The following is a 13,905-nucleotide window of genomic DNA, read 5'->3' on the forward strand; positions in this document are numbered from 1 at the left end:
GTGGCCAGCCCGCCGTCCGCCAAGGCCCACGCCCCCTCGCATACCAATAACAAGATCCTTCTCAAACACGCACTAAGAGAAGCCATCACGACCACCCACACTCCGGTTCAGCGCGACCGCCGGTTCCGAATCCGCGAACCCGAAAGCTCTCGCCCGGTAGGGGTCGATGGGTGATCGGAAGGTCTTAGTGACCGTCCGGGCACCGGGCATCCCGGGGAGCCCGACGTCGCTGAGCTGGATGACGCAGGTCACCTGGGCGGAGACCGTGGCCGACTGCCCGGCTGGACGGTTGAAGCCGGATAGGTCGAGTCGGACGGTCGGCGTGCAGTGCAGGCCCCGGTCGCGCAGGGTGTGCATGGCGCTGGTGCGCGCCTGAGCGTGGGCCTGGTGTGCGGTGCGGGCGATGGAGGCTTGGCGGGCGGCGTCGGCGGCGGCTTGTGCGACCACGGCGCTGCCGTGCGTCACCCGCATCACCACGAGCAGCCCGGCCAGAAACGTGATGAACAGCGGCGCGAGGATCGCGGTCTCCACTACCGCGTTTCCCGCGTCCCGCGGCCGACCTGAACGGACCGGCGTCACCTTGCTCATGGCCACGCTGGTCCTGGGGTGGTGAAGCGTTCACGGGGTCCGCGCACGGTCTTGGAGACGGTGATGTTGACGCCTGGCAGCAGCGAGGGCGCGCGCCCGGCAACCTGCACGGTGACGGTGTTGGTACCGGACACAGCGACTGTGGGTGTTTGCAGGACCGGCTCGGCGCGGGCGAAGGTTGCTGCGGCGGTGAGCCGTACCGGGTTTGGTGAAGTCCGGTCTACCTGGCGCCGGTTGGCGCTGGGGTGTTGGTGTAACGGTAGTGGTTGGCTTCGTACTCGGCAGGTGGCACATCACCGATGGCGGAGTGCAGACGGCGGTGGTTGTACCAGCCGATCCACTCGAGGATGGCGTATTCAACCTGGTCACGGGTGCGCCAGGTTCGCCGGTGGATCAGTTCGGCCTTGAAGGTGCCGTTCAGGGCTTCGGCCATGGCGTTGTCGTAGGAGTCGGCGACCGAACCGACCGATGCCATGACGCCGACGTCGGCGAGGCGGGCGACGTACCGGAAACTGGTGTATTGGCAGCCGTTGTCGCTGTGATGAATCAGGCCGTCGGCCTGCGGCCGCCCTTCGCGGCGCCGTTGCCACAGCGCCATCTCCAGCGCGTCCAGGGGCAGGTCGGTGCGCAGGTGGTCGGCCAGTTGCCAGCCCACGATCCGGCGGGAGCAGGCGTCCAGGACGAACGCCACGTACACCCAGCCTTCCCAGGTGCGTACGTAGGTGATGTCGGCCAGCCAAAGCCGGTCCGGCCGGTCCGCGGCGAAACGCCGGTTGACCAAGTCCGGTGGCCGCGGCACCGACTCATCCGGTGTGGTGGTGCGCCGGCGACTGCCGCGCCGCACTCCTTCCAGCCCGTGTTCGCGCATCAGTCGCTCGACCGTGCACCGTGCCACCTGCACGCCCTGGCGGCGCAGCTGCTGGTGGACGCGCCGGGACCCGTAGACCCCGTAATTGGCTTGGTGCACGTCTTTGATCTGCTCGGACAGCACCGCGTCGCGTTGGGCGCGGGTCGAAGGCGGGCGGCGTTTGCGGCCGTAGTAGGTGCCCGGGCACAGGTTCAGCACCCTGCACACCGGCTCGACCCCGAAGCGGTCGCGAAGATGGTCGACCACCGCGACTACTTCGTCCGGGGCTGGCCGAGCTCGGCGGCGAAAAACGTGCTGGCGGCCTTCAGTATCTCGTTGGCTCGCTTGAGCTCGTTGTTCTCCTTGCGCAGCCGCTTGAGCTCCTCGCGCTCGACGCTGGTCAGCTGCTCGGGGCGCTTGCCAGCATCGGCCTGAGCCTGCCGCACCCAGGTGCGCAGTGACTCGCGGTGGATGCCAAGATCGGCCGCGATCTGAGCGATCGGCCGATCCGACTCCAGCGCCAGCCGGACAGCCCGCTCTCGGAGCTCTTGGGGGTACTTCCGTGGTGCCGCCATCGCGGTCATTCTCCTCCCAGCCAGCCAAGATCATGACTGGCTTGAAGGACTTCACCAAACCCGGTACGGCTCAGGGCCGATGATGGCGACATGCTGGTCACCCATACCGGGTTGGATGAGGTCTTCGCTTCCGGACCAGTTGACGCCTCCGGCGACGGCCCCGGCTCGTTCGTCCCAGAGTTGGTTGACGTCTTCGTCGATAGGTATGCGGGTTGCGTCGTCAGGGGTGAGCAGCGTTTTGACGTCGTGGACGATTCGTCCGAGGAGGCGGTTTTCGGCGATGAGGTCGCGTAGGCCCGTTCGCGCGTCGCGTTCGTCGGTGAGACCTTGGGCGGCGAGGTTGAAGGCGAGGGGGATCGTGTACTCGGCTTTGTAGAGGTCGGCGATGTCCAGGACGAAAGAGATGGCCGACCCGGTGTGGACGAAGCCGAGCCCGGGACTGGCTCCAAGGCCGACGATGACGGCGTGACAGATGCCGTAGAGGGCGGCGTTGGCGGCTGACAAGAGGCGGTTGAGGTCGTCGCCTGCGGCGTGCGCGTCTCCGGCCTTGTATTCGCGGCGGTTCCAGGAGACGCCGGTGCGTTGCGCATGGGCTTGGTAGAGCTTGCGGACGCGGGTCCCCTCGCGTCCACGAAGTTGCTGCATGGTCGCGGTGGAGACGTCTTCGCCCGGGAAGCGCATGGCGTACATGGCGCGGGCGACGCTGAGGCGTTCCTTGGGCCTGGTGACCAGGTACGCCTGCCGGTGAAGGAGCCCGGCCCCGCGAGCTGGGCCGAGTCCTGAGGCGTAGAGGCGGACGCCGTGTTGGCCGACCCAGCAGATCGCAGTGCCGGAGTCGCCGAGCAGGTTGACGGCACCGTGGGTGATGCGGGTACCGGGGCCGAGCAGGAGGACGGCGACCAGGGCAGCCGGGACGCGCACGGTTTCGCGTTTGTTGATGACGACGACGGCGTTCTCGTCGCGATCCACGTGGCTGCGTTCCACGTAGACGCTGGAGATGCGGTCTTGGAGGCGGTGCAGGTCGTGGGGGTGCGCCTTCCACCAGATGTCAGGCATCAGCGTCCTGCCAGGGGTGCGAGGGTGAGCAGTCCGCAGCCGTAAGCCTTGGCCGGTCCGATTCCGTTCAGAAGTACGCGGGTGAGCAGGTCGGTATCGGTGACCTGGAGGCGTCCTTGGAAGGTCGCGACATGTAGAACGACGTGGCGGCGGGAGCCCTTGGAGAAGGACAGACGGTCCCTATGGATGATTCGCACGTCGGGCGCGGCGGCGGATGCCTCAGCCCCGGGGATCGGCAAGCCGGGGTCCGTACGGGCGGGGGGGATCTGAAATCCGTAGCTGCCGGTTCGTTTGAGAAGCCAGTTGAGCTGGTGGGCGGCAGTGCGATGTCCGGTGCGGATGGAGGTGCGGCGTCTGCCGGTGGGCTGGTTGTCCGTGGCGCCTTGGACGTTTGCCCCTGCCGGCGGGCTCGGGATGTTCTGGACGGGGTTGGCGGTGAGCCGGAAGGTGAACTCGCGGCCGATGGCCAGCTGTGCCAGGAGCGGGGCGTAGTCGGCCACGACGTAGTGTTCGCCATCGTCGGCGGCGGGCCACCCGGCGGCTTCGACCAGATGCGACCAGTCGGGTTTTGAACGGGTCAGGGCGATCAAGTGGGGGCGGTGCGGGTTGTCGGTGTCCAGCCGCCACAGCCGACGTTCAGTGTCGGGTGTCGCGGGGACGGCTGCGCAGACGTGGCTGTGCATGGCCCGCGGGTTGGTGAGCAGTTCCCGGGACTGCTGCCGCAGGGGGTTGATGCGGACGCGGGAGAGGTAGGTCATCGGTTCACCAGCCCAGCAGCGCGAAGGGGTCGTGGCTTGCGTCGGTGGGTGCACCGGGGTCAGAGAATCCAGTGGGGGCTGAGACCCATGAGTGGGCGACACGGCGACTGGTGAAGCGGCGGTCACGCAGGGAGAACGACAGCGGGACGTCGTTAATGACATCGTCGCCGTCGGGGGTCTCGACGGTCGCCGGCAGGTCGATCCGGGGCGGCCGTCCGTGGCGGCGCTGGAATTCGCGTCGTGCGGCATGTCCCGCCTGCCACGGCTGCTCGCCGAGAGCTTCGTTCAGTCCCCCGTCGTGTGTGCCGAGAATCAGCGGCTGGGTGGGCGGACACGAGCGCCGCCCGAGCGCGAGCGGGAACGCTGGGCGCCGAAGAGCGGCAGTTAGCGTGTCCACCAGGGCAGGAGGGCCAGAGATGCCGACGACGAATACGGCGTCCTGCAGGTAATAGCGCTGTGTGACGTGCGTGTATTTGGCGGGCGAGGTGGGTTTCTGCACGCCTTTGGCGCTGACGGCCGCCTGCGGCAGCGGACGGCCCCGGTAGTCACTGACGGTGTGGTAGTCGCGCAGCAGCGTCCCGGCTTGGTCGACTCGCACTCCGAGGGCAAGGTCGAGCAGTTCGCCTGGTGGGTCTTCGCGGCGGCGGCCCTGTGCGGCAGCCAGCAGTCCCAGGATTCCGGACTTGGTGGGTTCGGGGCGGGTCTCGCGACGGTTGAAGCGGCTTTGATCGCCCCAGGACTGCAGGGGCCCGGCGAGCCGCAGCATCAACACTCGCTGGTGGTCTGCCATCGGGATGGTCCTCAGCTCTGCCACGTGCGCGCCAGGGCCTCGTCCAAGCCCTGCAGCATCTGGTCGAAAGGCTGGTTGTCACCGAAGGCGCGGGCGATGTCGTCGTCGGCGGTGGCGTCGAACGCGTGCGAGACCCCGGCGTGGACGGGTTGGTCACCCCACTGGCGGACCGAACGAAGGTATTCGTGAGCCAGGCGACCGGCTGACTCGGCTGCCACGCCGCAGGCGGCACCGGAGGGATCGGCGTCCGGAACGGGACGCTCGAAGGCTGAGACCAGGTTGACAGGCTGGTCGTCGCGGACGACGACGGCGACCAGACTGGGCCTGGTGCGATGCGCGAAAGAGGTGATGTGGCCGGTGGGCATGGAAAGAGCGAACGCCCGGCCGAACCGCTGGATGGCTTCCAGGGCCGCTTCGGTGGAGCCGATGTTGCCGACGAGTTGGTGTAGGCCGATGACGGCATAGCGGTAGAGGGTGGCTGAGTTGAAGCCGATGCTGCCGATCATTCCGGCGCCGGTCTCGTCCTGCTCGTTGGCGTCATCGACGGCGGTGTAGTAGTCGGCTTCCAGCTCCACTCGGTGGGTCGACAGCGCATGGGCGACCTGGGCGGCGGCGTCGACGTTCAGCGAAGGGATGTCGGCGACCATGCGTCCGAACAGAGCTACGCCCATGGGGTGACCGCTCTTGAGTTCGTCGGCGACCTTGATGTCCTTGACGGCGGCGGTCAGTTCGTCCTCGGGCAGCGCCGCGAGGTCGATGGCGCGATCGGCGACCAGGTCGACGATGCGGTCGAGCTGTCCGTAGCCGTAGTACAGGAGGTAGGCGGTGTCTCCCGCTTTCCGTCCCGCCTTGATGCCCAGTGGTTCCAGCAGTGCACCGGCCAGCCGCTGAGCCTGCTCGGCATCCACGTCCGTGCGGTCCCGAAGCCGTCCGGCCAGTTGCTTGGCGATCTGCTTGGTGCGGGTCGACTGGTCGGCTTCTGGCAGATGCCGGTCGAACTCGATGCGGGTCGCGCGCTTCCATGCCTGCGAGGAGACCCGGGAGCGGCGGACACCGCCGAAGAACGCCTCCTTGGGATTGCCCTGGTCGTCACGGTTCAGGTTGGCCGGCGGGACGGTCTGCAGGAGGTGGTATTCGACGTACTGCTGCTTCGGCATGCTGGATCCCTTGAAGATGTTGGTGTTGGAGGTAGCCGGGATCGGCTATCAGGACGTGGGAGGTTTCCCCTCCGTCAGGGCCGCACCGTTGTCGCCGGCTGCGACGTCGTCTTGCTGTGCCCAGACCTGGTACTCCACGGCCAAGCGGCGGCGCGCGCGGCGGCGGCCATCCTCGTAGTGCCAGTCTTGGATGAGCTGCATCAGCCCGTCGTAATCCACGGGCTCGCTGATGACGCGGAGCTGATCAATGAGGCCGCGGAGCCGCATGAGCAGCGCGGCGGGGTTGGTGGTCGTGGCGGCGGCGTTAACGCGTGTGTCCACGGCCTGGGCGCTGAAGCGGCCACTGGCGCGCAACCGGTGTAGCGCCATTCCCAGCGGTCTCTTTGGGTGGTGCATCGAGATCCGCTTGGACTGCTGATGCAGTCCGTAAAAAGCCAACGCGGCGTGCTCGGCCCGCTGCTCGACCGACACCTGACCGCGCTGGGCGAGTCTGTCGTCGACAGGGCAGGTGTAGAACCGCCACATGGTCGGGACTTCACCTGCGTCCCGCCCCAGCCCGGCACGCAGGGCAGCCAGATCCTCACCAGGAGGAGGTCCAAGCGGGCGCCCGTTGCGCGGGTCGTATGCGAGCCAATCACCGTTGGTGGCGATGCGGTTCCAGTAGCGCTGAGTCATGAGTGCCTTCGCGAGTGAATTTGGGTGCGAGCGGTTAGCGCTCGTCCGTGGTGCGCGGCAGGATGCGGTCGAGCCGCCGAGAGAAGTCATTCACGGCGACGCCCAAGGGATAGGCCGCCGCGGTCGTCCCGTCGGGTTTCCTGGTCTCGCGGCCGGCGAACACGCTTTCGGGGACGGCGGCATGGACCGAGTCGGCGACCTGGAGCGCAAGCCTTCGAGCTTCTTGCTCCCACGCCAGCAGGCCGCGGTCGAGCGTCTCGGCGTCGGAGATGTTCTGCAAGCCGCGCAGCAGACGCCTCACCACCGAGTCCAGCAGGTAGAGCAACCGCTCTCCAGGACGTTGCCCCTTGTCCCAGGGAATGGGCTCCAAGCCGCTGGCGCGACGTAGATCAGCCGACAGATAGTTGAGGGCCTGGGCGAGTTGCTCGGCCTGCTCAGTGGCGTCCAGCACCGCGAAGCGCACGTCGGCGTCGGCGCGCAATGCCGCGATCGGCAGCGGTGTCATGTCGTGCAGGACATCCTCAATGATCGCGGACTGGTTGCCGTAGACCACTCCAAAGGTCTCCGCGCGCAACGGGTAGCGGTCGTCGATCAATTCATCGGCTGCCAGCCCGCTGATTTGGTCAAGCAGTTCACTGGAGCGAAACGCCGCGGTATCGACAGCTTCGACGGCGAGCAAGGCGCTCATCCCCCGCCAAATGGCCTTGCCCGGCGTGTACCGAAGCGGCCGCTCCGGCACGGGCTTCGCTCGCTTCGCCGCCTTCTTCGTGGGCTTATCGACTCGCCAAGCCGTGTGTGGCTCCCAGTCGGGAGTCGTCGCAAGCCGGTCTCCCGCCGCAACAATGACACCGGTGACGCGGTCGCCGTCCGGGGTCTGTTCAGGGACGAGCCGGATTCGCCGTGACTGCCAAGTCCACAGGTCCAGCAGGCCGGACGCCGTCCGACTTTCCCATTGGGGGCCGATGCGTCGTCTCCACTGGGGAGTGCCGAGACGCCCTTGCACACCGATCGGAATGTTGAGCTGAAGAGTCTCGTAGAGTGTCCGGCCGATCGGAACGACCACTCCTAATTGTCCGAGCGGCCCTGTGGGGTTGCCCGTCGTCTTACCGGCCTTGACCATCGGATCACCGAAAGCACCGGTTTTGATCGCCGCGGTATCCCAGCAGTGCGCGTGCAGCAGCCACAGTGCCGCCTCTGTTGGTGCCAGCTGCGGCGGATCGCCTTCCGTTCGTGCGGAGAAGAAAGGCACGTTGTTGCCGGTGGCCTCTGCGGCGACCAGCAATCCCGACCCCTTGATATCTCCAGAAGCCGTATGCAGCCCTGCGACTTGGGAGAACGGTGTCTCGGGGTGGAACAGGTCAAAACGGGGACGGTGCTCTTCAAGGTAGGTGTCGATCTTGTCCAACTCGGCCTCGTTGAATGCCCCCTGCGAGAACCTGTCCCCCCATGCTCGGCGGTCGGTCGGGGCTCCCAGCGCGTCTACGACGACCGGCAAGAGCACCTGCCGCAGCAGCGCCGGCGCCTGCGTCGGGAAGTCGACGACGATCTCGGTGATGTCACCGGCACGGTGCAGCACCCCTTGAAGCCCCATCGGTTCGATGGTTTGACCATCATCAAGCCGCGGGCGTAACCATTCCTCGGTGACCAGGTCGAACTCGGCCATCGTCGACCCTTCAAATAGTTATGTATAGGAATTTTTCGACTGTAGCCCGGTCTGCGGCGAGTCGTCGGGGGTATGGCAGGGTTGGCCGGACACGGCCTCGCGCTGGACAACGCCGAGCTCGTCCGCGCCCCTACGGGGGATGGCTCATGGTTGTGTATGAGCTGCATGTTGGCCCTGCGCACGCGGGGAAAGGCGGGACGGCGAACTGCCGTCCCGCCCCCTTCATCGGCGCGGCTCCTTCACCACCAGGCCCAGCAGCGAGTCATAGCAAAGGGTGTATTCGCCAAGACAGGCCACGCCGGACGCGTCCAACGGCAAGGCGAAGCTGTAGCGCAGCCACGGATGATCCCGCCACCCGGCCAACGGCCCCAGCTCCGCTTCGGCCGCTTCGGTGAGCTTGGCGGGAAGTCGTACGGTTCCGCCGAGCACGTCCTCCAGCACATCCCTGGAAGCCTCGCCCTGCGTCCCCAGCGACCGGCCTGACAAAGCACGAAAGCCACGATCGTCACGACGCACCAGCACCACCTCGATGCTCCGGTCGCCATCACGCACGACCGCTTGGTGGTGCTCTTCCGACAAGTTCTGACTCACCCCGCCGCTGTGCAGACCCTCTAGCGTTCGGCGAGTGTGCTCTCCCGCCCGCGTGAGCAGGAATGGCTCAGCGCTCTCCGCGCGTGCACGCTGCCGGATCTCCCAGTCGGCGCGCGCCCGACGTTCGGCCTCGGCCCAATTACTCGGAACCGAGTATTGATCCGGCCCGTACACATCAGCGACCAACCGCGGCACCTGCCCGGGTATCGACCAGCGCTCGCCCTCAGCAGCGCATACCTGCGCCGCAGTGCGCAACAACAGATATCTGCCATAGATGGCTTCGGCAGCTCCCGGCAACTCCGGCGGTGCCCCGTCGCGAGGAAAGAACCCGGTGACGACCACTCGCGGCTCACTGACCGGGCCGGGTCGGTGCACTCCTGAGTGCCGGTGCGTACGGCCGATGCGCTGCAGCAGCAGATCCATCGGGGCCAAATCCGTGACCAACAGATCGGCATCGACATCGAAAGACTGCTCGGCAAGCTGGGTCGCCACCACAATCCGGCGAGCTGGACGACCGGAACCACGGGGTTGCGGCGGGCCCAATGCTCGCAGACACTCCTCCGTCCGGTCGGCGCGGTCGCTGGCGCTGAGCCGCCCATGCAGCAAACGCACCTCGTCGCCGAATTCTGCGTGTAGAGCCGTGAAGGTGTCCTGCGCGCGGCGAACCGTGTTACGGATCACCAGGGCGCATCCACCCTCGGCGAGTCGGTCGCGCAGCAGCGAAAGCACCTCAGCATCCCCGGCACACAAGTCATCGGCCGTGGACGACGTGGCGCTGACAGGTTCCGGAAGAATTTCGACCCCGACTTGAAGATCTTCTCGCCAGGATCGGCCACTCTCTACAAGGTGCCCGATCAACGTCGTGGTCCTCCACACGACCGTCACGTTCGGGTAGCCGACGGGCTCCCGCACCGTGGCGGCCTCCGAGGCCGCCTGTTCCTGGTGGTCTCCGGCACCCGCCAAGTAGGCCGCCACCAGTTCACGCCGCTGCGCTGGAGGTAGTGTCGCCGATAGCAGGACCACCGGTACTCGTGCCTGTCCCAGCCATCGCAGTCCCTCGGCCAGAAACTGCGACATGTAGACGTCGGCAGCGTGCACCTCGTCCAAAATCACGACCTTGCCCGCCAGCCCTGCCATGCGCAGCATCACGTGCTTGGTACGGGTGGCAGCGAACAACAATTGGTCGATGGTCCCCACCACGAACGGCGTCAGTAGCCCACGCTTGGCTCCCAGGAACCACTCCGCCGGCGCGCGACGCTCTGCAGCAGCTTCCGGGCAGCACGAACCGCTCGCTATTCCGTAAGGATCAGCGAGGTCGAACTCGTCTTCGGCGACGCCGATGAACCGGTCATCGGGAGCAGGGTCCTCGAGAAGGTCCTGCCACTGCTTGTTGAACAGCCGCTTGCCATGTAACAGCGCCACCTGCGAGGCCAGCGAAGGCGATATCGCCTCGACCCAGGAACGGACATTGGTGAACATCGGATCGCACGTCGCCTGCGTAGGCATGCCGACGAACACCCCGTCCATCCCCCACCTCGCGGCCAAGGCTTCGGCAGCGACCAGCGCCGCCTTGGTCTTCCCCTCTCCCATTGGCGCCTCGACCACCACCAAGCCCGGCGCCTCCATGCGGCTGACGACGTCCACCACCATCGCCTGCGAGGGCCGAGGATCGTCTCCGAACCGTTGCTCGAAGACACTCCCTTCCGGCTCGCCCAACGCCCCCCAGCCGCCGCGCAGCCCAAGCCGTCCCCATGCCGTCCCAGCGCGCGCCCGCGCGCCTCGGAGGCTGACTTGCCCAAACTCGTCCACACCCGCGAAATGGCGTTGGTCGCTGGCGATCCAGTCCGCCATCACCACGAAGCCACTCAACTGCAACTGCGCTGCTCGGCTAGGAGAACCCAACGGCTCGGCTGTCGCGACATCATGGAAGCCCACCGCCCGCGTGAAAGCATCGAGCAACGCGCGGCGCGCCTCATCCCACGCCACCGCCTTACCACTGAGGTGCCCCCGGGCGCGTTCAGGCTCTCGCGCTTTGCCGAGCGTCGGAAACAGCCCGTGATGCCCCGCGATCAGCGGCCACACCCAACCGATGCTTTCCTCCGACCAGCCGACTTCCTTAAGGTACCGGCGCATCAAGGCACCACCCGCCCGGTCATGTCGCCAGCGGTTGCGGTACCGCTCTACCGTTCGTTGATCCCAGGTCAAGCCCGCAGCAAGCACACGGGCCGCGCCAGCTGCATCCATGTGCTGGAACGCCGGAGTCGCCTTGCCGAAATCATGTATCCCGCACAGCCACGCGAACAGCCGGCGGCCCCCGCCATCACCCGCAACGCCGTCCAGCATCTGCCGTACTGATGGCGCCAAATAGTGATCCCACATGAGCTCGGCAACGGCCGCCGTGTCCAACAGGTGCTGTAACAGCAAGTTGGACCGGCCGCCACCCTTGCCCGCGCTCTTGCCCCATAGCACTGCCAACGGGTTCTGGACGCTCGACGCCAGCCTCTCGTAGCTCACAACGCGTAAGGTAGTCGTGACCACCGACAAAACCGACGACGCAGAAGCTGCATCGCACCGCAGCGGAGTCCCAAACATTCACAATCCTCGACCATGATCGTCAACCAACCGAATGAAAACCGCCCCCCTCGCCGATAACGTCGCAGGTCAAGAAGCGTCGGCCCCGCGCACGCGGGGATGGTTCCTCACCCCGCCCTCCGGGACGCGATGAACGCCGGTCGGCCCCGCGCACGCGGGGATGGTTCACCGATCTTGCTGGCGAGCAGGTCCACGTCCGCGTCGGCCCCGCGCACGCGGGGATGGTTCCCGGGCAGCGACCTGAGCGGGCGCCATGCCCGGGTCGGCCCCGCGCACGCGGGGATGGTTCACCATCGCCCGCACCGTCGGTTCCGCGTCCGGGGTCGGCCCCGCGCACGCGGGGATGGTTCTCAGGCGGCCGAGCGCTACCTGGAGTTCCATGCGTCGGCCCCGCGCACGCGGGGATGGTTCCCGCGTTCAGCGACACCGCGGGCCGGTCGTGGAGTCGGCCCCGCGCACGCGGGGATGGTTCCCGGAGCCCGAGCCGGACATCGAGGGCGAGGCGGTCGGCCCCGCGCACGCGGGGATGGTTCTCCCCGCCGCCCGCTGAACCGTCGTCATCTTCGGTCGGCCCCGCGCACGCGGGGATGGTTCTCTCACATGCGATTCATCATCACCGTCCTGGCGGTCGGCCCCGCGCACGCGGGGATGGTTCGGTGAAGGTCGCGACGGGCGCGGCCGCGGCGACGTCGGCCCCGCGCACGCGGGGATGGTTCGGAACCCGCCGCGAAACCGGCCCCGGCGAAGCCGTCGGCCCCGCGCACGCGGGGATGGTTCGACCATGATCGCTTGACGGCCCCGAACATTTCCGTCGGCCCCGCGCACGCGGGGATGGTTCGACCCACGAGGCGTACGGCGCGATGCGCGCGATGTCGGCCCCGCGCACGCGGGGATGGTTCCGCCGCGTGGGCGTCGATCAAGAACGCCGTGATGTCGGCCCCGCGCACGCGGGGATGGTTCCTTCACGTAGGCCCAGTACCAGCGCAGCGCCGAGTCGGCCCCGCGCACGCGGGGATGGTTCGCAGGCGCTGTACGGCGAGGAGGTCGCCGCGTGGTCGGCCCCGCGCACGCGGGGATGGTTCGTCCACGCCCACGCCGTACTCGCGGTGCTCGGTGTCGGCCCCGCGCACGCGGGGATGGTTCTCCGGCAGTCGTTGCAGCGCACCGCCGACACCAGTCGGCCCCGCGCACGCGGGGATGGTTCTAGCCGACCTTGCGTTTGGGGACGACCAGGCCCGTCGGCCCCGCGCACGCGGGGATGGTTCGCCGGGGATCTTCGCGGCGACGTACGAGCGGGTGTCGGCCCCGCGCACGCGGGGATGGTTCTACGCATACGGGCGAGGCTTGCGGAGAGTCTTCGTCGGCCCCGCGCACGCGGGGATGGTTCGCTCAAGGACCGCGGGTTGTCCAGTCCCGACATGTCGGCCCCGCGCACGCGGGGATGGTTCGCGCGCCGACCTCGCGCACATGATCCAGCTCGCGTCGGCCCCGCGCACGCGGGGATGGTTCGCCGCCATGATCGCGGAGGCCGCGACGGATTTTGTCGGCCCCGCGCACGCGGGGATGGTTCCGCCCATCACCGCCCGGTCGCGACGTCGGCGATGTCGGCCCCGCGCACGCGGGGATGGTTCCACCGCCCGCAGCAGCCGCACGCAGTTCGAGCTGTCGGCCCCGCGCACGCGGGGATGGTTCCGGACCTTGGGGTTCATGTTCCACGCGTAGAGAGTCGGCCCCGCGCACGCGGGGATGGTTCGTGGGGCGGGTACGTCTACAGCTCGGACCCGCGGTCGGCCCCGCGCACGCGGGGATGGTTCGCCGCAGGTAGACGCATTCTGCACGTGCATCGGGTCGGCCCCGCGCACGCGGGGATGGTTCCCCGAGCGCCTCGGCGAGGGTCTCGGAGTGCATGTCGGCCCCGCGCACGCGGGGATGGTTCGGACGCGGGCGCGGGCGCCGTCGAGTTGGAGGCGTCGGCCCCGCGCACGCGGGGATGGTTCGAGGTCCCACAGGCCGCGCAGGCGGTCGACCTGGTCGGCCCCGCGCACGCGGGGATGGTTCCTCGCACGGCGTCAAGGCGTACACCTCATGGGCGTCGGCCCCGCGCACGCGGGGATGGTTCTGGCTATGAGGAGTGCACGGTGACGCTGTTCCGGTCGGCCCCGCGCACGCGGGGATGGTTCGTCGTTGCCGGAGTTGTCGAACGTCCACGCCGAGTCGGCCCCGCGCACGCGGGGATGGTTCCTGCCCCTCTCCTGGCCGTGGCACCCACACCGAGTCGGCCCCGCGCACGCGGGGATGGTTCCTGGGTCGAGCTGACTGGGGACCTGCCGCGGTAGTCGGCCCCGCGCACGCGGGGATGGTTCCATCACGAGCGAGCCCGCCGAGGACGTCACCATGTCGGCCCCGCGCACGCGGGGATGGTTCCCTGGCGATGGCCGCGAACGCGACCCTTGCGACGTCGGCCCCGCGCACGCGGGGATGGTTCGTTCTCCGGGTCGCCGGGGGTGCGGGTGGTCGTGTCGGCCCCGCGCACGCGGGGATGGTTCCGATGCGCCGGGCTTGGACCTCTGCCCGCACAGGTCGGCCCCGCGCACGCGGGGATGGTTCGATCTC

At 68.0% G+C, this 13,905-nt stretch carries 9 protein-coding genes and 1 CRISPR repeat array (1 of these 10 only partly in view); all 9 genes read right to left on the bottom strand.

The window, feature by feature from the left end; translation table 11 throughout:
- Window positions 1-72: 72 nt before the first annotated feature.
- A complete protein-coding gene (locus IEZ03_RS35980; RefSeq protein WP_184889569.1) occupies window positions 73-588 on the bottom strand; it encodes a TadE/TadG family type IV pilus assembly protein in 516 nt (171 codons plus the stop codon).
- A 220-nt stretch (window positions 589-808) separates the two neighbouring features.
- Window positions 809-2,010, bottom strand: a protein-coding gene (locus IEZ03_RS35985; RefSeq protein WP_229808801.1) for an IS3 family transposase whose coding sequence is annotated in 2 segments (ribosomal slippage) — window positions 809-1,743 and window positions 1,743-2,010 — 1,203 coding nt in all. Because the reading frame shifts where the segments join, the coding sequence is not laid out codon by codon here.
- A gap of 51 nt (window positions 2,011-2,061) precedes the next feature.
- Window positions 2,062-3,066, bottom strand: coding sequence for a type I-E CRISPR-associated endonuclease Cas1e (cas1e, locus tag IEZ03_RS35990; RefSeq protein ID WP_184889571.1), 1,005 nt, complete (start codon window positions 3,064-3,066; stop codon window positions 2,062-2,064).
- Entirely contained in the window at window positions 3,066-3,824 is a 759-nt protein-coding gene (gene cas6e / locus IEZ03_RS35995; RefSeq protein WP_184889573.1) for a type I-E CRISPR-associated protein Cas6/Cse3/CasE, read from the bottom strand. The genes cas1e and cas6e overlap by 1 nt, the downstream gene beginning before the upstream one ends.
- Before the next feature lie 4 nt (window positions 3,825-3,828).
- On the bottom strand, window positions 3,829-4,614 hold the full coding sequence (gene cas5e, locus IEZ03_RS36000) for a type I-E CRISPR-associated protein Cas5/CasD (protein ID WP_184889575.1): 786 nt from the start codon (window positions 4,612-4,614) through the stop codon (window positions 3,829-3,831).
- 11 nt (window positions 4,615-4,625) lie between these two features.
- Complete coding sequence (gene cas7e, locus IEZ03_RS36005) at window positions 4,626-5,771, bottom strand: type I-E CRISPR-associated protein Cas7/Cse4/CasC (RefSeq protein WP_184889578.1); 1,146 nt, start codon at window positions 5,769-5,771, stop codon at window positions 4,626-4,628.
- A 48-nt stretch (window positions 5,772-5,819) separates the two neighbouring features.
- The gene (casB, locus tag IEZ03_RS36010; RefSeq protein ID WP_184889580.1) at window positions 5,820-6,446 is read right to left on the bottom strand and encodes a type I-E CRISPR-associated protein Cse2/CasB; all 627 of its coding nucleotides are present in this window, start codon (window positions 6,444-6,446) and stop codon (window positions 5,820-5,822) included.
- Window positions 6,447-6,480: 34 nt separating this feature from the next.
- Window positions 6,481-8,109, bottom strand: a complete 1,629-nt coding sequence (gene casA / locus IEZ03_RS36015; protein ID WP_184889582.1) for a type I-E CRISPR-associated protein Cse1/CasA — start codon at window positions 8,107-8,109, stop codon at window positions 6,481-6,483.
- A gap of 222 nt (window positions 8,110-8,331) precedes the next feature.
- Window positions 8,332-11,214, bottom strand: coding sequence for a CRISPR-associated helicase Cas3' (gene cas3, locus IEZ03_RS36020; protein WP_221480918.1), 2,883 nt, complete (start codon window positions 11,212-11,214; stop codon window positions 8,332-8,334).
- 156 nt (window positions 11,215-11,370) lie between these two features.
- Window positions 11,371-13,905: a CRISPR direct-repeat array (repeat unit 28 nt; unit sequence GTCGGCCCCGCGCACGCGGGGATGGTTC); it runs 1,277 nt beyond the window's last position.

This window comes from Actinomadura livida (assembly GCF_014648675.1).
Lineage (GTDB): Bacteria > Actinomycetota > Actinomycetes > Streptosporangiales > Streptosporangiaceae > Spirillospora > Spirillospora livida.

Bases quoted from the DNA above. Each gene is read 5' to 3' on its own strand.
- cas7e (WP_184889578.1), bottom strand. From the start codon at position 5,771: ATGCCGAAGCAGCAGTACGTCGAATACCACCTCCTGCAGACCGTCCCG.
- IEZ03_RS35980 (WP_184889569.1), bottom strand. From the start codon at position 588: ATGAGCAAGGTGACGCCGGTCCGTTCAGGTCGGCCGCGGGACGCGGGA.
- cas6e (WP_184889573.1), bottom strand. From the start codon at position 3,824: ATGACCTACCTCTCCCGCGTCCGCATCAACCCCCTGCGGCAGCAGTCC.
- cas1e (WP_184889571.1), bottom strand. From the start codon at position 3,066: ATGCCTGACATCTGGTGGAAGGCGCACCCCCACGACCTGCACCGCCTC.
- casA (WP_184889582.1), bottom strand. From the start codon at position 8,109: ATGGCCGAGTTCGACCTGGTCACCGAGGAATGGTTACGCCCGCGGCTT.
- cas5e (WP_184889575.1), bottom strand. From the start codon at position 4,614: ATGGCAGACCACCAGCGAGTGTTGATGCTGCGGCTCGCCGGGCCCCTG.
- casB (WP_184889580.1), bottom strand. From the start codon at position 6,446: ATGACTCAGCGCTACTGGAACCGCATCGCCACCAACGGTGATTGGCTC.